The organism is Pedomonas sp. V897 (genome assembly GCF_051304405.1).
Lineage (GTDB): Bacteria > Pseudomonadota > Alphaproteobacteria > Sphingomonadales > Sphingomonadaceae > Pedomonas.
The window spans coordinates 1,006,178-1,024,459 of record NZ_JBPPGG010000001.1; the positions used below are offsets into that span (position 1 = coordinate 1,006,178).

The following is an 18,282-nucleotide window of genomic DNA, read 5'->3' on the forward strand; positions in this document are numbered from 1 at the left end:
TGATTCAGGTCCATGACTCGCTATAATCCGAAGGCCGCGGAGGCCAAGTGGCAGCGCATTTGGGAAGAGCGCAAGACCTTCCAGGCGCACGACCAGTCCGGCAAGCCCAAGGCCTACGTGCTTGAGATGTTCCCCTATCCCTCGGGGCGCATCCACATCGGCCATGTGCGCAACTACACCATGGGCGACGTGATCGCCCGGTTCCGCCGCGCGCAGGGGTACGAGGTGCTGCACCCCATGGGCTGGGACGCCTTCGGCATGCCCGCCGAGAACGCCGCCTTCGAGAAGAAGGTGCACCCGGCGAACTGGACCTACGCCAACATCGCCACCATGCGCGACCAGCTGAAGCTGCTGGGCTTCGCCATCGACTGGTCCCGCGAGTTCGCCACCTGCGATCCCGAATACTATGGGCAGGAGCAGGCGCTGTTCCTCGACCTGTTCAACGCCGGGCTGGTCTATCGCAAGGAAAGCTGGGTCAACTGGGACCCGGTGGACCACACCGTGCTCGCCAACGAGCAGGTGATCGACGGCCGCGGCTGGCGCTCGGGGGCGCTGGTGGAGCGGCGCAAGCTGAGCCAGTGGTTCTTCAAGATCACCGACTTCTCCGAGGATCTGCTGGAAGGGCTGAAAACGCTCGACCAGTGGCCGGAGAAGGTGCGCCTGATGCAGGAGAACTGGATCGGCAAGTCGACCGGTCTCAAGTTCCGCTTCCAGGTGAGCCAGCCCGCGCCGGTGGAGACCATCGAGGTGTTCACCACCCGGCCGGACACCCTGTTCGGCGCCAGCTTCTGCGCCATCGCCATCGACCACCCGCTGGCCGAGGCGCTGGTGCGGGACAACCCGGAAGCCGCCGCCTTCGTGGCGGAGTGCCGCAAGTCCGGCACCTCCACGGCCGATCTGGAAACCGCCGAGAAGCTGGGCTTCGATACCGGCATCCGCGTCAGGCACCCGCTCGATCCGAACTGGGAGCTGCCGGTCTACATCGCCAACTTCGTGCTGATGGAATACGGCACCGGCGCCATCTTCGGCTGCCCGGCGCACGACCAGCGCGACCTGGACTTCGCCCGCAAGTATAACCTGCCGGTAACGCCCGTGGTGGTGCCGGAAGGCGCCGACCCGGCCGAATTCGCGGTGGCGGACGAGGCCTACACGGGCCCGGGCCGCCTCGCCAACTCCCGCTTCCTCGATGGCCTCGGCGTGGACGAGGCCAAGAAGGCTGTCATCAGCCGCGCCGAAAGCGAGGGCTGGGGCGAGGGCACCACCACCTACCGCCTGCGCGACTGGGGCATCTCCCGCCAGCGCTACTGGGGCACGCCCATCCCCATCATCCACTGCGAGAGCTGCGGCCCGGTCGGCGTGCCGAAGGACCAGCTGCCGGTGAAGCTGCCGGAGGACGTGACCTTCGACGTGCCGGGCAACCCGCTCGACCGTCACCCCACCTGGAAGCACGTCAACTGCCCCACGTGCGGCAAGCCCGCCGTGCGCGAGACCGACACGCTCGACACCTTCGTCGACAGCTCCTGGTATTTCGTGCGCTTCGCCAGCCAGCCCAAGGACCAGCCGTTCGACAAGGGGACGGCGGAGTGGTGGCTGCCGGTGGACCAGTATATCGGCGGCGTCGAGCACGCCATTCTGCACCTGCTCTACAGCCGCTTCTTCATCCGCGCGCTGAACCGGGTGGGCCGCATCGACATCACCGAGCCGTTCCGGGGCCTGTTCACCCAGGGCATGGTGACCCACGAGACCTACAAGTCGCTGGACGGCCGCTGGCTTGAGCCGGGGCAGGTGGAGCGGCGCGACGACGGCGTCTTCGAGAAGGAAACCGGCCTTGCCGTGACGGTGGGCCGCTCCGAGAAGATGAGCAAGTCGAAGAAGAACACCGTGGATCCCACGGTGATCGTGGACCAGTACGGCGCGGACGCCGTGCGCTGGTTCATGCTCTCCGACAGCCCGCCGGAGCGCGACCTTTCCTGGACCGAGGCCGGCATCGAGGGCGCCTGGCGCTTCGCCAACCGGGTGTGGCGTCTGGTCGCCGAAAGCTGGCCGCAGGTCTCGGGCGCAACCGAGCCCGCCGACAACGCCGCGGCGAAGAAGCTGCGTCAGGCCACCCACAAGGCCATCGACGGCGTCACCGCCGACATCGCCGCCCTGCACTTCAACAAGGCCGTGGCGCGGCTCTACGAGTTCGTGAACACGCTCTCGGCCGCGAAGGACGATGAAAGCCTCGCCTTCGCCCGCCGCGAGGGCCTGATCGCGCTCGTCCAGATGGTCGCCCCCATGATGCCGCACCTGGCCGAGGAGGCCTGGGCCTTCATGGGCTTCGAGACGCTGGTGGCGGAAGCGCCCTGGCCCAAGGCCGACCCCGCCCTGCTGGTGGCCGACGAGGTCACCGTCGCGGTGCAGGTGAACGGCAAGCTCCGCGACACGCTGACCGTGGCCAAGGGCACGGACAAGGCCGCGCTGGAAGCCGCCGCCCTCGCGTCGGAGAAGGTGCAGCGGGCCCTGAACGGCGCTGCCCTGCGCAAGGTCATCGTGGTGCCCGATCGGCTGGTCAATCTGGTGATCTGATGCGCGCGCTCGCCCTCCCTCTGCTGCTGATCGGTCTCGGCCTGCCGCTGGCGGGCTGCGGCCTCCAACCCATCTACGCGGAGGGACGCGAGGGCGTCGCCGCCGAGCAGCTCTCCCTGGTCGCTGTGAGCCCGATCGCGGATCGCAGCGGCCAGATGCTGCGCGAGGAACTGTTGCGTCAGATCCAGCCCCAGGGCACGCCCGCCTACCGGCTGGACGTGACGCTTCAGGAGCGTATCGAGGGCTTCGGTATCCGCGGCGACGAATCCGTCGCCCGCGAACGCGTCTCCCTCACCGCCACCTACCGGCTGGTGAACGTGGAGACCGACGAGATCGTGCTGGAAGACGTGGCCCGGTCCGACGCCGGCATTGACGTGGTGCGCAGCGAATACGCGGTGGTCGCCGCCGAGCGCACCGCGTTCGAGCGCAACACCCGGGCCATCGCCAGCCGCATCATCACCCGTCTGGCGCTCTATTTCCGCACCCAGAGCCAGTGAAACCCGGTCCCGCCCAGATACAGGCCGCGCTGAAACGCCTCGACCCGGGCATCCGCCTCGTTCACATCTTCGGGCCCGATGAAGCCCTGGTGCGCGAACGCGCCCGCATCTTCGGCCGTCAGGTGGTTGAGGACCTGTCCGACCCGTTTCTGGTGGTCGATCTGGACGGCAAGCAGGTGGCGGACGACGACGCCGTGCTGGCGGACGAGGCCGCGAGCCTGCCCATGCTGGGCGGGCGCAAGCTGATCCGCGTCACCGGCCTCGCCGACAACGGCCTCAAGGCCGTGGAAGCCCTGCTGGACAGCCCGACCGCCGAGAACCTGGTGGTCGCCATCAGCGGTGACCTGCCCAAAACCTCCAAACTGCGCAAGGCGACCGAAGCCCACCCGCGCGCGCTCGCCATCGCCTGCTACGCGGAGGAGGGGGTGCGCCTCTCCTCCTTCCTCCAGCAGGAAGCGCAGGCCCGCGGCCTCCAGATGGATCAGGACGCCATCGAACTGCTCGCCCGCGCCGTAGGGCCGGAACGGGACATCGCCCGCAACGAACTGGACAAGCTGGCGCTCTATACGGGCGGCGGCCGGGTGCGCCTTGAGGACATGGAAGCCGTCGGCGCGGATTTCGGCCAGTCCAGCTACGACAAGCTCATCAACGCCGTGCTGGGCGGCAACGCGGTGGAAGCCGCCCGCCAGATCGACCGCATGGCCGAGGAGGGCGAGGCCGGCATCGCCCTGCTGCGCGCCGTCCTGCGCCGCCTGTGGCAGCTTCTGGAGGTCCGCACCGCCATGGCGGACGGACAGTCCCTCGACGCCGCCATCGGCGCGCTGCGCCCGCCCGTCTTCTGGAAGGAAAAGGACGCACTCGCGGCCCAGGCCCGCCGCTGGGGCCCGGAGCGGCTGCGCACCGCCCTCAACCGCCTGCTGACAGCCGAGCGGGACATCAAGTCCTCCGGCAGCGCCGGTGACGTCATCGCCCACCAGTGCCTCATGGCACTCGCCGCCGCGGGCAGCGCCCGGCGCTGAGCGGGGTTTCTCAAGAATATCATGCAGGGGACCCAGTCCCCTGCACCCCGTTCGTTTTCACGGCCGCGCCTGAGACAACGGTCTCGCAACGCCCTTGCGGGGGCCTCCCCCTTGCGTCAGCATGGCGCTTCGGAAGAGGCTGACAGGAGCCGCGCCCATGACGCAGGTCGATATCGTCCTGTCCACATCGCCCACGGCGGGCATGTACGACGCCATCGCCGCACCGCTGATCGATTACAATACCCGCACGGCAGGGCCGGCGCGGCGCGAGACCATCACCCTCCTGTTGCACGAGCCCGGCCAAAGGCGCGCCAGCGGCGGATTGTGGAGCCGGTTCAGCTACGACTGGCTGTTTGTCGAGCTGCTGGCCGTGCCCGAGCAGTTGCGGGGCAAAGGGCTGGGCACCCAACTGATGAAACGGGCCGAAGACATCGCCCGGCACCGGGGCGCAGCCGGAATTTGGCTGGACACATTCAGTTTCCAGGCGCGGGGCTTCTACGAGAAGTTGGGCTTCAGTGTGTTCGGCGAACTGCCGGGTCATCCGCGGGGCGGGGCCCGCTACTTCATGAGCAAGACGCTCTCCTGACCCGCGCGTGTTTCACGTGAAACATCGGGTTTGATGTTTTGCAGGGGGAACTTGTTCCCCCTGCGACCCCCTGTTCGTTTTTTTCGGGGCGCGCCCTCTAAAGAAAGGGTGCGCCCCAATAAACTTTTATTGGGCCGTGCATTCAGCGGCCTCTGGAAGCACGGCCGGATAGAAACGAAAGGGGGTGCAGGGGGTCCGAGACCCCCTGCAAATCATCCCTTCCCGAAAATTGCCGAAGAAAAACCGAACCTTACACCCTCTGGGCCGTCAGGCGCGCGCAGATCTCGTCCAGCTGGTCCAGGTTCTTGTAGCTGATGGTGAGCGTGCCCTGGCCGTTGCGGTCGTTGATGGTGACGGCCATGCCGATGGCGGCGGAGAGGTCGCGTTCCAGCGCCAGGGTGTCGGGGTCCTTGCCGGGCTTCAGCTTCGCCTCGGCCTTGGGCGCGGCGGCCGTGGCCGGGTTCTTGGCTTCCTGCGCCAGCAGTTCGGTCTGGCGGACGCTGAGGCCCTTTTCCACCACTTCGTCGGCGAGTTTGGCCGGGTCCGGCGTGTTGGCCAGGGCGCGGGCGTGGCCCATGGTGAGGGTGCCTTCCGCCACCAGCGCGCGGACGTAGGGCGGCAGGTCGAGGAGGCGCAGCAGGTTGGCGATGTGGCTGCGGCTCTTGCCCACCAGCTTGCCGATTTCTTCCTGCGTGTGGTGGAATTCGTCGATCAGGCGGCGGTAGCCTTCCGCTTCCTCGATGGGGTTGAGGTCCTGCCGCTGGATGTTCTCGATGAGGGCGATTTCGAGCGTGGTGCTGTCGTCCAGATCGCGAACGATAGCGGGCAGTTCGTGCAGCGGCACCCGCTGCGAGGCGCGCCAGCGGCGCTCGCCTGCCACGATCTCGTAGAACCCGGGCCGGTTGGGGGCGGGGCGCAGCAGCAGCGGCTGGAGCACGCCCTTTTCGCGGATGGAGCGGGCCAGTTCGTCAATGGCTTCGTCCGAGAAGCTGCGGCGCGGCTGCTTGGCGTTGGGGATGATCTTGTCGATGGCGATGCGTTGCGGTGCCTGGCGCGGCGCGGCTGCGGTTTCGGCGGCGGCCTCCACCAGATCTGCAGCGGCGGCCGAACGGGACGGCTGCGCCTTCACGCTGGCATTGAATTCCCCGAACAGGGCCTCCAGCCCCTTGCCCAGCCCCGACGGTCGTTTGGGAGTCGCCATGTTTCACCAGTCCTCAAGTCAAGGTCGCGTCAGGCCGCTTCCACGGCCGCTTCCATGCGCCGCAGGATTTCGGTCGCCAGTTTCATGTAGGCCTCCGAGCCGGGGCACCTGTGATCGTAGAGCAGCGCCGGCTTGCCGTGGGAGGGCGCTTCGGACAGGCGCACGTTGCGGGGGATGACCGTCTCGAATACCAGGTTGCCGAGGCAGCTGCGGACATCTTCCGCCACCTGGTCGGACAGCTTGTTGCGCTTGTCGTACATGGTGAGCACGACGCCGGAAATGCCCAGCATCGGGTTGAAGTTGCCGCGCACCCGATCGATGGTTTGCAGCAGCTGGCTCAGGCCTTCCAGCGCGAAGAACTCGCACTGAAGCGGCACCAGCACGCCTTCGGCGGCCACCAGGGCGTTGATCGTCAGCAGGCCGAGGGACGGCGGGCAATCGATGATGACGTAATCGTAATCCGCGCAGGCCTCGGCCAGCGCCGTCTTGAGGCGGAAGCTGCGCTGCTCCATGTCCACCAGCTCGATCTCGGCGCCCGAGAGGTCAATGGTGGAGGGGATGAGCCAGAGATTCGGCACCACGGTTTCCTGCCGCGCTTCGGCCACGGTGGCTTCGCCCAGCAACAGGTCGTAGGTGGAGAGGGCGCGATGGGCCCGGTCCACGCCCAGTCCGGTGGAGGCGTTGCCCTGCGGGTCCATGTCGATCACCAGCACCTTGCGGCCAACGGCCGCCATGCCGGTGGCAAGGTTGATCGCCGTGGTGGTCTTGCCCACGCCGCCCTTCTGGTTGGCGATGGCGATGATGCGACAATCAGGGGAATTACCCGTCATTTCCTGGCCTTTCGCGCCACGCCCCATGCCTCGACGACACGGCCGCGGGGGTCCGACAGACTGGCATGAAGGTGATACTCAAAGGCCCATTTCTGCTGGGCCTCAGCCAGTTCCGCTTCCACATCCTGGCCCTTGAGCATGAGCCAACGGGTGGATGATGCCGCGAAGGGGTGGCCCCAGTCAAACAGTTGCGCCAGCCTGGCGAGCGCACGGGCGGAGATGATGTCGGCCTTGAAGCGCGTCATCTTCTCCAGCCGCTCGTTGTGGACGATCACCCGGTCGTGGAGGGCGAGGGCGTCCACCACCGCCTCCAAAAAGCGGCACTTTTTCCCAATGGATTCAACGAGATGGACTTCGCCTACGCCCATGATCGCCATGACGAGGCCAGGAAAGCCCGCGCCGGAGCCCATGTCCATCCACACCTTGTCCTGCGGGTTTTCGACCAGCCGGAACAGCTGGGCCGAATCCAGGATATGCCGCCGCCAGGCGTCCGGCAGGGTGGCCGGGCCCACCAGATTGAGCCGGGTCTGCCAGTCCTTGAGCATGAGCACGTAGCGATTGAGGGCGCTCAGTGTTTCACGTGAAACATCGATCACGTCGGTCAACACCTCGGGACCGGACGTTTCCTGGACCATGTCGTTCATGCTGCGGACCGGCGGCTGGCGTGTTTCCTGACGTGGGCGAGAAGGGCCGTGAGCGCCGCCGGCGTGACGCCCGGCAGCCGGGCCGCCGCGCCTAGGGTCGCCGGACGGGCCACCGACAGCTTTTCCCGCAACTCGGCGGACAGGCCCATCACCGCGGCGTAATCCAGATCCTGCGGCAGGGTCAGGGCCTCATCGCGGCGGAACGCTTCGATATCTTCCCGCTGACGGTCGATGTAGGTGGCGTACTTGGCGTCGATCTCGATCTGCTCGGCCACCGCCGGGTCCACCTCGGCCAGCTCCGGCCACACCGTGCACAGCCGCGCCCAATCGATATCCGGGTAGCGCATCAGCTCGAACGCCGTGCGGACGATGCCGTCCTGATTGACGCTGAGACCATGCCGCGCCGCCTGCGTGGGAGAGAGGGCGCGGCCTTCCACCATCGCCCGCGCCTCCTGCAAGGCGTCCATCTTGCGGCGGAACGCAGCGGCGCGCTCGGCGCCGACGCATCCGGCGGCAATGCCCAGCGGGGTGAGGCGCTGATCGGCGTTGTCCGCCCGCAGCCGCAGGCGATACTCGGCGCGGGAGGTGAACATGCGGTAGGGCTCGCGCGTGCCCTGGGTCGTCAGGTCATCCACCATCACGCCAAGGTAGGCGTCGGCGCGGTCGATGAGGAACGGCTCGGCGCTGCCGCCCGCCACCCGGGCCGCATTGAGACCGGCCAGCAGACCCTGCGCTGCCGCTTCCTCGTAGCCAGTGGTACCGTTGATCTGCCCGGCGAAAAACAGGCCCTTCACCTTCAGCGTCTCGAGGCTGGGCTTCAGCTCCCGCGGATCGACGAAATCGTACTCGATGGCGTAACCGGGGCGCAGGATCTTCACCCGCTCCAGGCCCGGAATGGTGCGCAGGAAGGCGTCCTGGACTTCCTCCGGCAGGGAGGTGGAAATGCCATTGGGGTAGATGGTGGCGTCGTCCAGCCCCTCCGGTTCGAGGAAAATCTGGTGGCTGTCCTTGTCGGCAAAGCGCATCACCTTGTCCTCGATGGATGGGCAATAGCGCGGGCCGACGCCCTCGATCCGCCCCGCATACATGGGGGCACGGTGAATGTTGGCGCGGATGATCTCGTGCGTTTTCGCCGTGGTCCGCGTGATGTAGCAGGATACCTGAGGGGTTGTGATCGCCCCGGTCAGGAAGGAGAACGGCACCGCCGGGTCATCGCCCGGCTGGGCCTCCAGCCCGGCCCAGTCGATGGACCGCCCGTCGAGACGGGCCGGAGTGCCGGTCTTGAGCCGCCCGAGCGCGAAACCAAACCGCTTCAGGGTGTCGGACAGGCCAACGGACGGCTGTTCGCCCACACGGCCCGCCGGAATCTGCGTCTCGCCGATATGAATAACGCCACGCAGGAAGGTGCCGGTGGTCAGCACCACCGCGCCCGCCGCCAGCCGGGTGCCGTCCGCCAGCACCACACCGGAGATGACCGGGCCGGACTCCGTCTCGCTGTAGGTCAGGTCTTCCGCGGCTGCCGCAACCACCGTCAGATTGGGGTAGTTGAGCATCACGTCCTGCATCGCGCGGCGATACAGCTTGCGGTCCGCCTGCGCGCGCGGGCCCTGAACCGCCGGACCCTTGCGGCGGTTGAGCAGGCGGAACTGAATGCCCGCCGCGTCCGCCACCCGGCCCATCACTCCGTCCAGCGCGTCGATTTCGCGAACCAGATGCCCCTTGCCAAGCCCGCCAATGGCCGGGTTGCACGACATCTCGCCGATGGTCTCCACCCTGTGGGTGACAAGCGCAGTCCTCGCGCCCATGCGCGCGGCCGCCGCCGCGGCTTCGCAGCCGGCGTGACCCCCGCCGATAACGATAACGTCGTAGCTTGGCATGATCGCCCATCAGTATGGTTTTGCCAGGCGGAAGTCAAACAGGGAGGCAGTGTTCCACGTGAAACAGTGGGTGTGGTGCGCGGGGTGAGTGTTCCACGTGGAACATTGCCGCTGAGGGTTTCATTGCAGGAGGGTCGCGGACCCTTTTGGCAACCTCCCTTTATCTTATCGGGACGTGCGCGGTATCGAACGGGCGCGGCCCTTTGAAACGAAAGGGGGATCGAAAGGGGGTCCGAGACCCCCTTTCGTGGGAAAACGCCAACCTCACTTCCCGATGCAGAAATCCCGGAAGATGACGTCGAGCAGGTCTTCCACGTCGACGCGGCCGGTGATGCGCCCGAGCGCCCGGGCGGCGAGGCGCATGTCTTCCGCCATCAGAACAAGGTCGGGCTGGGTGAGGGCTGCTTCCAGGTGGGCGCGGCAGGCCTCAAGCGCGTGCCGGTGCCGCTCGCGGGTGAGGAGCACGGATTCGCCGCCGCCCAGGGCCTTGCCTGCCCAGACGGCGAGGTGGGCGACCAGTTCGGCAAGGCCCTGGCCGGTTACGACGGAGATGTGGAAGCGGCCGTCGTGCCAGCCGGGGGGCAGGCCGCCGAGGTCGATCTTGGTGATGACGGAGAGGCTTTCACCTTCCGCCGCCGTTGCGGCCGGTTCCTCGCCGCAGGGGGTGAGGTGGAGGCGCAGGTCGGCGGCCCGGGCACGGGCGCGGGCACGGGCGACGCCTTCGGCTTCGACGGGGTCGTCGGTCTCCCGCAGGCCCGCCGTATCGATCAGCGTGACCGGGTAGCCGCCGAGGTTGAGGTGGACCTCGATCACATCGCGGGTGGTGCCGGCGATGTTGGAGACGATGGCCACGTCCCGCTTGGCCAAGGCATTGAGAAGGCTTGATTTTCCCGCGTTCGGCCGGCCGATGATGGCGACGCTCAGCCCGTCGCGCAGGCGCTCGCCCCGGCTGCCGTCCGCCAGATGCCGGGCGATCTCGGCCGAGAGCCGGGCGATCTGATCCTTCACCTGCGCCGAGACGTGCTCGGGCACGTCATCCTCATCGGCGAAGTCGATGTCCGCCTCCACATAGGCCAGCGCCCGCACCAGCCGCTCGCGCCAGCCCTCGTAGAGGTCGGCGAGCACGCCCTGCATCTGGCGCAGCGCCTGCCGCCGCTGGGCTTCGGTTTCGGCGTTGATGAGGTCGGCGAGGCCCTCCACCTGGGTCAGATCCATCTTGCCCGCGAGGAAGGCGCGGCGGGTGAACTCGCCCGGCTCGGCAGGGCGCAGCCCCGGCTGCCGCCCGAGGGCCGCCAGCACCCCGGAGACCACCGCCGGGCCGCCGTGCACGTGCAGCTCCGCCACGTCCTCGCCGGTGAAGCTGTGGGGGGCGGGGAACCACAGCACGAGGGACTGGTCGATCACCTCGCCGTCCTGCGGGTCGCGCAGAAGGCGCAGCGCCGCCGTGCGGGGCGGGGGGAGCGGCCCGCCGGTCAGGAGCCGGACCGCCTCGCCCGCCTTCGCGCCCGAGACGCGCACCACCGCCACGCCCGCCGGGCCGCGCCCCGAGGACAGGGCGAAGATCGTCTCGCTCATCGGTCTGCCACCTTCCTTGCCGTTCGCCTGCGGGATACGCCGATCAGATCTTCCCCCGCAAGCACCTGTTCGTGCTAAGACTTCGGCCACTGTCGTTCTGTTCGCAGGAGGCCGCAATGCCCACCCTTTCGCTTCATACCCCCATCGGCGACATTACCCTGTGCGAGGACGAGGGCCAGATCGTCGCGGTCGAGTGGGGCTGGGGCAGCGCGCAGGAGGAAACGCCCCTGCTGCGGACGGCCCGGGAGCAGCTTGACGCCTACTTCGACGGCAAGCTCCGGCAGTTCACCCTGCCGCTGGCGCCCTGGGGCACGCCGCGCCGCCAGCAGATCTGGCAGGCCATGGCCGCCATCCCCTATGGGCAGACCAAAACATACGGACAAATCGCCAAGGAGTTGGGCACCTCGGCCCGCGCCGTGGGGCAGGCCTGCGCCAACAACCCGATCCCCATCCTCATTCCCTGCCACCGAGTGCTGAGCAGCACGCCCGGCTCCGATTACTACAGCTTCGGCGACGGCACGGAGACCAAGACCCTGTTGCTGCGCCTGGAAGGCGCCCTTGATCACTGATCGTTAGCCATTGACCGGGCGCTTTTCCGGCGTATCTGATTTTTTTCGAGCATTTTCAGAATCATAAGGAGAGATCAATGGGACGCGAGATCACTCTTACGGCAAGCGACGGCTCGGGCGAGTTTTCCGCCTATCTGGCTGAACCGGCCAGCGGCACCGGCCCCGGCATCGTGGTGATCCAGGAAATCTTCGGCGTGAACCATGACGTGCGCGCCAAGTGCGACGCCTGGGCCGAGAAGGGGTATTTCGCGCTCGCGCCGGACCTGTTCTGGCGGCAGGAACCGGGCGTCCAGATCACGGACAAGACCCAGGAGGAATGGAACAAGGCCTTCGCGCTGCTGAACGGGTTCGACGTGGACAAGGGCGTCGAAGACCTCCAGACGGCGATCGATACCCTGCGCCAGACCCACGGCTGCACCGGCAACGTGGGCACGGTCGGCTTCTGCCTTGGCGGGCGGATGGCCTACCTCTGCGCCACCCGCACCAACGCGGACGCCAACGTGAGCTACTATGGCGTCACCATCGAGTCGATGCTGGACGAGGCCGCCAGCATCACCAAGCCGCTGCTGATGCACATCGCCGAGGAAGACGAGTTCGTCAGCAAGGAGGCGCAGAAGCAGATCCACGCCGCGCTCGACGATCACCCGCTGGTGACCCTCTACGACTACCCGGGCGTGAACCACGCCTTCACCCGCATCAACGGCAAGCACTTCGACCGGCAGGCCACCGATCTGGCCCATGGCCGCACGGCGGAATTCTTCGCCGAACACCTGAAGTAACCGGTGAGCGTCGCCCCGGAGAGCGACGGCGCGGCGGAACGCGACGGCGCGTCGGCGGCCGCCTCGCCGGACGCCGACGCCCTAGCGGCTCCGGCCGACCTGACCGTGCAGCTCGACCGGCTGCGCGAGCGGAAGGCCGGCATCGCCGCCGCTCACCGGGGCCGGCCGGACCCCCATACGCTGGAGAATGCGCTCTCCGGCCTCCAGGCCGCGTGGGAGGCCGGTATCCAGCTGATGGAAGTGGATGTGGCCACCACGGCGGACGGAGCGCTGGTGCTGCTCCACGACGACCGGCTGGAGCGCACCACCACCGGCGAAGGCCCCGTCAGCGCCGCCACGCTGGCGCAGGTGCGCGCCTGCCGCCTCAAGGACCGGCACGGCAATCCGCTGGAGGAAACCGTACCCACCCTCGCCGAGGCGCTGCGCTGGGCACGGACGCGGGGCGCCTGGCTGCAACTCGACATCAAGCCCCGCACCCGGGTGGAGGCTGTCCTCCAGACGGTGGACGCGGAGCAGATGGCCGGGCAGGTCATCATCGTCACCTATCGCCTGTCGGACGCGCTCCGGGTGCACCGGCTCGACCCGAGGGTGATGGTCTCAACCCCGATCCGCTCGGTCAGGGACCTCAGGGACCTGCAACGCCGGGGCTTCGATCTCTCCCGGCTCATCGCCTGGACCGGCACGCAGAAGCCCAGCCCGTCGCTGTGGGAGGCGCTGCGCCGGCACGGGGTGGAGGCGGCCTTCGGCACCAACGGGCGCGCCCGCGTCCGGCTGGACGACCTATATCTGGCCGATGGTGACCCGGCCGAGTATAGTGATCTGGTGCGCCAGGGCGTCACTGTCATCGCCAGCGACAGGGCTGGGATCGTACAGCAGGCCATCAGCCACTCCCGGAACAGCAATACGAAGGACACGCCATGAAAGCCGTTCAGGTCTCCCGCACCGGCGGGCCGGAGGTTCTGGAACTCGTCGACCTGCCCACGCCCACACCCGCGCCCGGCGAAATCCTGGTGCGCCACACCGCCATCGGCCTCAATTTCATCGACACCTACCACCGCAGCGGGCTCTATCCGCTGCCGCTGCCGTTCACGCCGGGTCAGGAAGGCGCCGGCGTGGTCGAGGCCGTGGGCGAGGGGGTGACGCACCTCGCCAAGGGCGACCGCGTCGCCTACGCCTGGGGGCCGGTCGGCGCCTATGCCGAGTACCGCACCATCGCGGCGGACCGGGTGGTGAAGCTGCCCGAAGGGCTGGACGACCGCATTGCCGCTGCAAGCCTCCTGAAGGCCTGTACAGTCGAATATCTGGTCTGCCGCACCTACCCCGTCAAAGCAGGCGAGACGGTGCTGTGGCACGCCGCAGCGGGCGGCGTGGGGCTGCTGGCAGTGCAGTGGCTCAAGTCCATCGGCGCGACCGTCATCGGCACGGCAGGCAGCCCCGAGAAGGCAGCGCTGGCCCGCGCCCACGACTGCGACCATGTGATCCTCTACCGCGAGGAGGACGTGGCAACCCGCGTGAAGGAACTCACCGGCGGCCGGGGCGTGCCGGTGGTGTTCGATTCCGTCGGCAAGGACACCTTCGAGGCGTCCCTCAACTGCCTTCAGCCGCGCGGCCTGATGGTCTCCTTCGGCAACGCCTCCGGCCCGGTCACCGGCGTTGACCTCGGCATCCTCTCCACCAAAGGATCGCTCTACGTCACCCGGCCAACGCTCATCCACTACTACGCGACGCCGGAAGAACGGGAGCGCTACTGCGCACAGGTGTTCGGCAAGATCCTGAACGGCGAACTCAAGGTGGAAATCGAGCAAACCTTCAAACTCGCCGACATCGCCGAGGCCCACCGCGCCCTCGCCGCCCGCAAGACCACCGGGTGCACGATCATCGAGCCGTAGGGGCTGGTCCGGGAGTTCCTGATCCTGGATTGTCTTTATGCAGGGGGATTTTTTGCAGGAGGGTCTTGGACCCTCCTGCACCTCCCTTTTGTTTATCGGGCCGTGCGTGTGATGAAGAGCGCGGCCCTGTTCTTTCCGGGCGATGAAAGGGCCGTGCGTGTGGCGAAGGGCGCGGCCCCGTTCTTTCCGGGCGATGAAAGGGCTGTGCGCGTGATGAAGGGCACGGCCCTTTTCTTTCAAGGCGACGAAAGGGACGCACCGGAAACGCGGCCCTGAAAACGAATGGGGTGCAGGGGTCCAAGACCCCTGCAAAAAAAGACCCCTGCAAAGAAAAAATCAAATAAACCCAAACAGAACGGGCCCCCAAACAGAACGGGCGCCGGGATGGCTCCCGACGCCCGCTGTTTTCTGTCTGGCGCTGTGTCTTACCCGCCGACGTAGGGCGAGATCTGGTGCCAGCCGTCCCAGATCATGGAGAGGGCGACGTAGACGATCACGAGGAGGCCGATGTAGGCGAGCCAGCGGAACCGGTCGATGACGCGGGCGATGAACCCGGCGGCCACGCCCATCAGGGCCACGGACAGCACCAGGCCGAACACCATGACCCACGGATGCTCGTGCGACGCGCCGGCGACTGCCAGCACGTTGTCGAGGCTCATGGACACGTCCGCCAGCGCCACGGCCCAGGCGGCCTGGGCGAAGGACTTGGGCGTCTTGACGCCTTCGTCCACGGGGAACTCGTCCGATCCCTGCACCTTGTGCGGCGAGGCCGGGTTCAGTTCGCGCCACATCTTCCACGCCACCCACAGCAGCAGGATGCCGCCCGCCAGCAGGAGGCCGATGATCTCCAGCAGCTGGGAGGCCACCAGGGCGAAGAAGATGCGCAGCACCAGCGCCGCCAGGATGCCGATGAAGATGACCTTCTTCTGGTCCTGCTTCGGCAGGCCTGCCGCCAGCGCGCCGACCACGATGGCATTGTCGCCCGCCAGGGTGATGTCGATGAGCACCACCTGGAAGAAGGCAGCCAGGGCCGCCGGATCCGACAGGGCTTGGATGATTGACTCCACGATACCGTCCTCTGCTCGGCCGTAACCGGCCTGAAAGAACCCGCCGCAAAAGCCGACGGCACCCTTTTCGGGAAAGGACGCCGTCCGGCCTTACTGGTTCATCGCGGCGAAGAAATCCTCGTTGGTCTTGGAGTCCTTCATCTTGTCGAGCAGGAACTCCATGGCGTCCACGGTGCCCATCTGCATGAGGATGCGGCGCAGCACCCACATCTTGGACAGGGTGGCCTTGTCCACCAGCATTTCTTCCTTGCGGGTGCCGGACTTGCCCACGTCGATGGCCGGGAAGATGCGCTTGTCGGCCACCTTGCGGTCAAGGATGATTTCGGAGTTACCGGTACCCTTGAACTCTTCGAAGATCACTTCGTCCATGCGGCTGCCGGTATCGATCAGCGCGGTGGCGATGATGGAGAGCGAGCCGCCTTCCTCCACGTTGCGGGCCGCGCCGAAGAAGCGCTTCGGCCGCTGGAGGGCGTTGGCGTCCACACCGCCGGTCAGCACCTTGCCCGAGGAGGGCACCACGGTGTTGTAGGCGCGGGCGAGGCGGGTGATCGAGTCCAGCAGGATCACCACGTCGCGCTTGTGCTCGACGAGGCGCTTGGCCTTCTCGATGACCATCTCCGCCACCTGCACGTGGCGCGCCGCCGGTTCGTCGAAGGTGGAGGAGATGACCTCGCCGCGCACCGAGCGCTGCATGTCGGTCACTTCTTCCGGGCGCTCGTCGATCAGCAGAACGATGAGGTAGACTTCCGGGTGGTTGGCGGTGATGGCGTGGGCGATGTTCTGGAGCAGAACCGTCTTGCCGGTGCGCGGCGGGGCGACGATGAGGGCGCGCTGGCCCTTGCCCTGCGGCGAGATGATGTCGATGACGCGCGAGGACATGTCCTTGCGGGTCGGATCGTAGAGATCGAGGGTGAACTTCTCGTTCGGATAGAGCGGCGTCAGGTTGTCGAAGTTGACGCGGTGACGAACCACTTCCGGCTCGTCGAAGTTGATGGTCGAAACCTTGGTCAGGGCAAAGTAACGCTCACCTTCCTTGGGAGCGCGGATCTCGCCTTCAACCGTATCGCCCGTTCTCAGACCGAAGCGGCGAACCTGGGAGGGGGAGACGTAGATGTCGTCGGGACCGGCCAGATAGTTGGCCTCGGGCGACCGCAGAAAACCGAAGCCGTCCGGGAGGACTTCGATGACGCCGGCGCCCATGATCTGGACGTCGGTTTCGGCCATCTGCTTGAGGATGGAGAACATCAGGTCCTGCTTGCGCAGGGTGGACGCGTTCTCGACACCCAGCTCTTCGGCCATCGCCACAAGTTCGGCCGGCGTTTTCCGCTTCAGGTCATGCAAATGCATAGCTGTGCCTAATGGTAGGGGTCCGCGGTCTGTCTGTTTCGGTGCACGCGGAAGATGTAGGGAAGGGAGCCGCGCCAGGACGGCGCAGGGCTCCCGTGCACGTAAGCAGCACTGTGGAAGAAGTCAAGCGTCGCTTGACGACAAAACAGATCAGAACGGCTTTACGATCACCAGAATGACGATCAGCACAACCGCCAGAGTCGGTAGCTCGTTGACGACCCGGTAGAAGCGGGTCGAGCGCGGGTTGTTCCCGGCCGCAAAGGCCTTGCGCCAGCGGGAAAGGAAGCCGTGGTAGGCGGAAAGCAGCAGCACGATCACCAGCTTGGCGTGCAGCCAGCCGCCCTGCCAGCCCAGATCGAACGCCAGTGCAAGCCCCAGCAGCCAGGCGAGGATCATCGCCGGGTTGATGATGATCCGCATCAGGCGGCGCTCGCGCTCGCGCCAGGTCAGATCAGGGGCCGAGCCCACCCCGTGCGCCGCATTCTCCTCCGCATGATAGGCAAAGAAGCGCGGCATCATGAACATGCCCGCCATCCAGAAGATCACCGATATGAGATGAAATGCCTTCACCCACAGGTAGGCGCCGCCGAGAAACCCTTCCACGTTCACTGGTCTCCTGTTTTCCTCGCAAGGAGGGTCCCGGACCCTCCTTGCAACCTCCCTTTTGTTTCATGGGCCCGTGCGCGTGGACGGGGCGCGGCCCTGTCATGACAAGGGAGCGCGAGGGTCCGAGACCCTCGCAAAACGTATCAAATCCTAACCGCGCAAGCGGGACAACAGCTGCTCCACGTGCGCAACCGGAACGTCCGGCAGAATTCCGTGCCCGAGGTTGAAGATATGCGGGCGGCCGTCAAGGGCTTCCCGGATCGCGTCCACCGCGCGGTCCAGCGCCGCGCCGCCCGCGCGCAGGGCGAGCGGGTCGAGATTGCCCTGAACGGGAAGCCCTTTCGGCAGCGCCGCATTGGCCCACGCCGGGTCCACCGTCTCGTCGAGCCCGACGGCCGAGACGCCGGTCTCCCGCGCGTATTCCACCAGCTTGGCGCCCGCGCCCTTGGGGAAGCCGATGACGGGGAACCCGGGGTGCTTCTCGCGGATGGCATCGACGATGCGTCTGGTGGGCGCGATCACCCAGGCGCGGAACTGCTCGGGCGAGAGGGTACCGGACCAGCTGTCGAAGATCTGCACCACTTCCACGCCCGCCGCGATCTGGCCGAGGAGGTAGGAGATGGTCTGGTCAACGATGGCATCGATGAGCTGCCCGAACCGCTCCGGCTCCTGATAGGCCATGGAGCGGGCCGTCGCCTGATCGCGGCTGCCGCGCCCCTCCACCATGTAGGTGGCAACGGTCCAGGGCGCCCCGGCAAAGCCGATGAAGGTCACCTCCGGCGGCAGGGCCGCCTTCACCTGGCGCACGGTCTCCAGCACCGGCTCCAGCCGCTCGGGCGCGGGGGTGAGCGCCTCGAGCGCGGTCTCCGCCATGCGGGGCGCGAGCCGGGGGCCTTCGCCTTCCGCAAACCACAGCGTCTGCCCCAGCGCGTGCGGCACCACCAGGATGTCGCTGAACAGGATGGCCGCATCGAAGCCGAAGCGGCGGATCGGTTGCAGCGTTACCTCGGCCGCCAGATCCGGCGTGTAGCAGAGATCGAGGAAGGAGCCGGCGCGGGCGCGCACTTCGCGGTACTCGCCAAGGTAACGGCCGGCCTGGCGCATGAGCCAGACAGGTGGCGGATCGAGCCGCTCGCCGGCGAGCACACGTAACAGGGGCTTCGTCTCCACTACCTACTTCCTTCCTTTATGAATCTGAGAGTCTGTGGCTGTGGTTGTGCGGTGTGAA

General features: G+C 67.0%; 17 protein-coding genes. 8 read left to right on the forward strand and 9 right to left on the reverse strand.

Annotated features, from left to right (window positions below):
* Nucleotides 1–12: 12 nt before the first annotated feature.
* From leuS to ACSJJU_RS04810, 4 genes are all read left to right on the forward strand, one after another.
* Nucleotides 13–2,568 (forward strand): leucine--tRNA ligase, encoded by a 2,556-nt coding sequence (gene leuS, locus ACSJJU_RS04795; RefSeq protein WP_435914070.1) that lies wholly within the window; start codon nucleotides 13–15, stop codon nucleotides 2,566–2,568.
* Nucleotides 2,568–3,065, forward strand: coding sequence for an LPS assembly lipoprotein LptE (gene lptE, locus ACSJJU_RS04800; RefSeq protein WP_435914071.1), 498 nt, complete (start codon nucleotides 2,568–2,570; stop codon nucleotides 3,063–3,065). Before leuS ends, lptE begins: the two co-directional genes overlap by 1 nt.
* The gene (holA, locus tag ACSJJU_RS04805; protein ID WP_435914073.1) at nucleotides 3,062–4,084 is read left to right on the forward strand and encodes a DNA polymerase III subunit delta; all 1,023 of its coding nucleotides are present in this window, start codon (nucleotides 3,062–3,064) and stop codon (nucleotides 4,082–4,084) included. Before lptE ends, holA begins: the two co-directional genes overlap by 4 nt.
* Before the next feature lie 157 nt (nucleotides 4,085–4,241).
* A complete protein-coding gene (locus tag ACSJJU_RS04810) occupies nucleotides 4,242–4,670 on the forward strand; it encodes a GNAT family N-acetyltransferase (RefSeq protein WP_435914074.1) in 429 nt (142 codons plus the stop codon).
* A 250-nt stretch (nucleotides 4,671–4,920) separates the two neighbouring features.
* Here the strand turns inward: ACSJJU_RS04810 and ACSJJU_RS04815 are convergent, their stop codons facing one another.
* The 5 genes from ACSJJU_RS04815 to mnmE form a co-directional block, all read right to left on the reverse strand.
* Nucleotides 4,921–5,871 carry a ParB/RepB/Spo0J family partition protein gene (locus ACSJJU_RS04815; protein WP_435914075.1) on the reverse strand — a complete coding sequence of 317 codons (951 nt, stop codon included), beginning with the start codon at nucleotides 5,869–5,871 and terminating at the stop codon, nucleotides 4,921–4,923.
* Nucleotides 5,872–5,900: 29 nt separating this feature from the next.
* Nucleotides 5,901–6,701 carry a ParA family protein gene (locus tag ACSJJU_RS04820; protein WP_435914076.1) on the reverse strand — a complete coding sequence of 267 codons (801 nt, stop codon included), beginning with the start codon at nucleotides 6,699–6,701 and terminating at the stop codon, nucleotides 5,901–5,903.
* Nucleotides 6,698–7,336, reverse strand: a complete 639-nt coding sequence (rsmG, locus tag ACSJJU_RS04825; RefSeq protein ID WP_435914077.1) for a 16S rRNA (guanine(527)-N(7))-methyltransferase RsmG — start codon at nucleotides 7,334–7,336, stop codon at nucleotides 6,698–6,700. The genes ACSJJU_RS04820 and rsmG overlap by 4 nt, the downstream gene beginning before the upstream one ends.
* Before the next feature lie 5 nt (nucleotides 7,337–7,341).
* Nucleotides 7,342–9,225 carry a tRNA uridine-5-carboxymethylaminomethyl(34) synthesis enzyme MnmG gene (mnmG, locus tag ACSJJU_RS04830; protein ID WP_435914381.1) on the reverse strand — a complete coding sequence of 628 codons (1,884 nt, stop codon included), beginning with the start codon at nucleotides 9,223–9,225 and terminating at the stop codon, nucleotides 7,342–7,344.
* A 261-nt stretch (nucleotides 9,226–9,486) separates the two neighbouring features.
* Nucleotides 9,487–10,797 carry a tRNA uridine-5-carboxymethylaminomethyl(34) synthesis GTPase MnmE gene (gene mnmE / locus ACSJJU_RS04835; protein WP_435914078.1) on the reverse strand — a complete coding sequence of 437 codons (1,311 nt, stop codon included), beginning with the start codon at nucleotides 10,795–10,797 and terminating at the stop codon, nucleotides 9,487–9,489.
* 116 nt (nucleotides 10,798–10,913) lie between these two features.
* On the opposite strand from mnmE, the gene ACSJJU_RS04840 reads away from it, so the two are divergent.
* The 4 genes from ACSJJU_RS04840 to ACSJJU_RS04855 all read left to right on the forward strand — a co-directional run bounded on the left by ACSJJU_RS04840 (nucleotide 10,914) and on the right by ACSJJU_RS04855 (nucleotide 14,034).
* Nucleotides 10,914–11,366 carry a methylated-DNA--[protein]-cysteine S-methyltransferase gene (locus tag ACSJJU_RS04840; RefSeq protein ID WP_435914079.1) on the forward strand — a complete coding sequence of 151 codons (453 nt, stop codon included), beginning with the start codon at nucleotides 10,914–10,916 and terminating at the stop codon, nucleotides 11,364–11,366.
* A 77-nt stretch (nucleotides 11,367–11,443) separates the two neighbouring features.
* On the forward strand, nucleotides 11,444–12,145 hold the full coding sequence (locus ACSJJU_RS04845; RefSeq protein ID WP_435914080.1) for a dienelactone hydrolase family protein: 702 nt from the start codon (nucleotides 11,444–11,446) through the stop codon (nucleotides 12,143–12,145).
* Between the two features lie 3 nt (nucleotides 12,146–12,148).
* Nucleotides 12,149–13,066: a glycerophosphodiester phosphodiesterase family protein gene (locus ACSJJU_RS04850; RefSeq protein ID WP_435914081.1), complete on the forward strand. Its 918-nt coding sequence runs from the start codon at nucleotides 12,149–12,151 to the stop codon at nucleotides 13,064–13,066.
* A complete protein-coding gene (locus ACSJJU_RS04855) occupies nucleotides 13,063–14,034 on the forward strand; it encodes a quinone oxidoreductase family protein (RefSeq protein ID WP_435914082.1) in 972 nt (323 codons plus the stop codon). The genes ACSJJU_RS04850 and ACSJJU_RS04855 overlap by 4 nt, the downstream gene beginning before the upstream one ends.
* 425 nt (nucleotides 14,035–14,459) lie before the next feature.
* Here ACSJJU_RS04855 and ACSJJU_RS04860 read toward each other — a convergent pair whose 3' ends face one another.
* The 4 genes from ACSJJU_RS04860 to hemE form a co-directional block, all read right to left on the reverse strand.
* Nucleotides 14,460–15,101, reverse strand: a complete 642-nt coding sequence (locus ACSJJU_RS04860) for a YjbE family putative metal transport protein (RefSeq protein ID WP_435914084.1) — start codon at nucleotides 15,099–15,101, stop codon at nucleotides 14,460–14,462.
* A gap of 90 nt (nucleotides 15,102–15,191) precedes the next feature.
* The gene (rho, locus tag ACSJJU_RS04865; RefSeq protein ID WP_435914085.1) at nucleotides 15,192–16,448 is read right to left on the reverse strand and encodes a transcription termination factor Rho; all 1,257 of its coding nucleotides are present in this window, start codon (nucleotides 16,446–16,448) and stop codon (nucleotides 15,192–15,194) included.
* Nucleotides 16,449–16,598: 150 nt separating this feature from the next.
* Nucleotides 16,599–17,051: a protoporphyrinogen oxidase HemJ gene (gene hemJ / locus ACSJJU_RS04870; RefSeq protein ID WP_435914086.1), complete on the reverse strand. Its 453-nt coding sequence runs from the start codon at nucleotides 17,049–17,051 to the stop codon at nucleotides 16,599–16,601.
* 153 nt (nucleotides 17,052–17,204) lie between these two features.
* On the reverse strand, nucleotides 17,205–18,224 hold the full coding sequence (hemE, locus tag ACSJJU_RS04875) for a uroporphyrinogen decarboxylase (RefSeq protein ID WP_435914087.1): 1,020 nt from the start codon (nucleotides 18,222–18,224) through the stop codon (nucleotides 17,205–17,207).
* Nucleotides 18,225–18,282 lie beyond the last annotated feature (58 nt).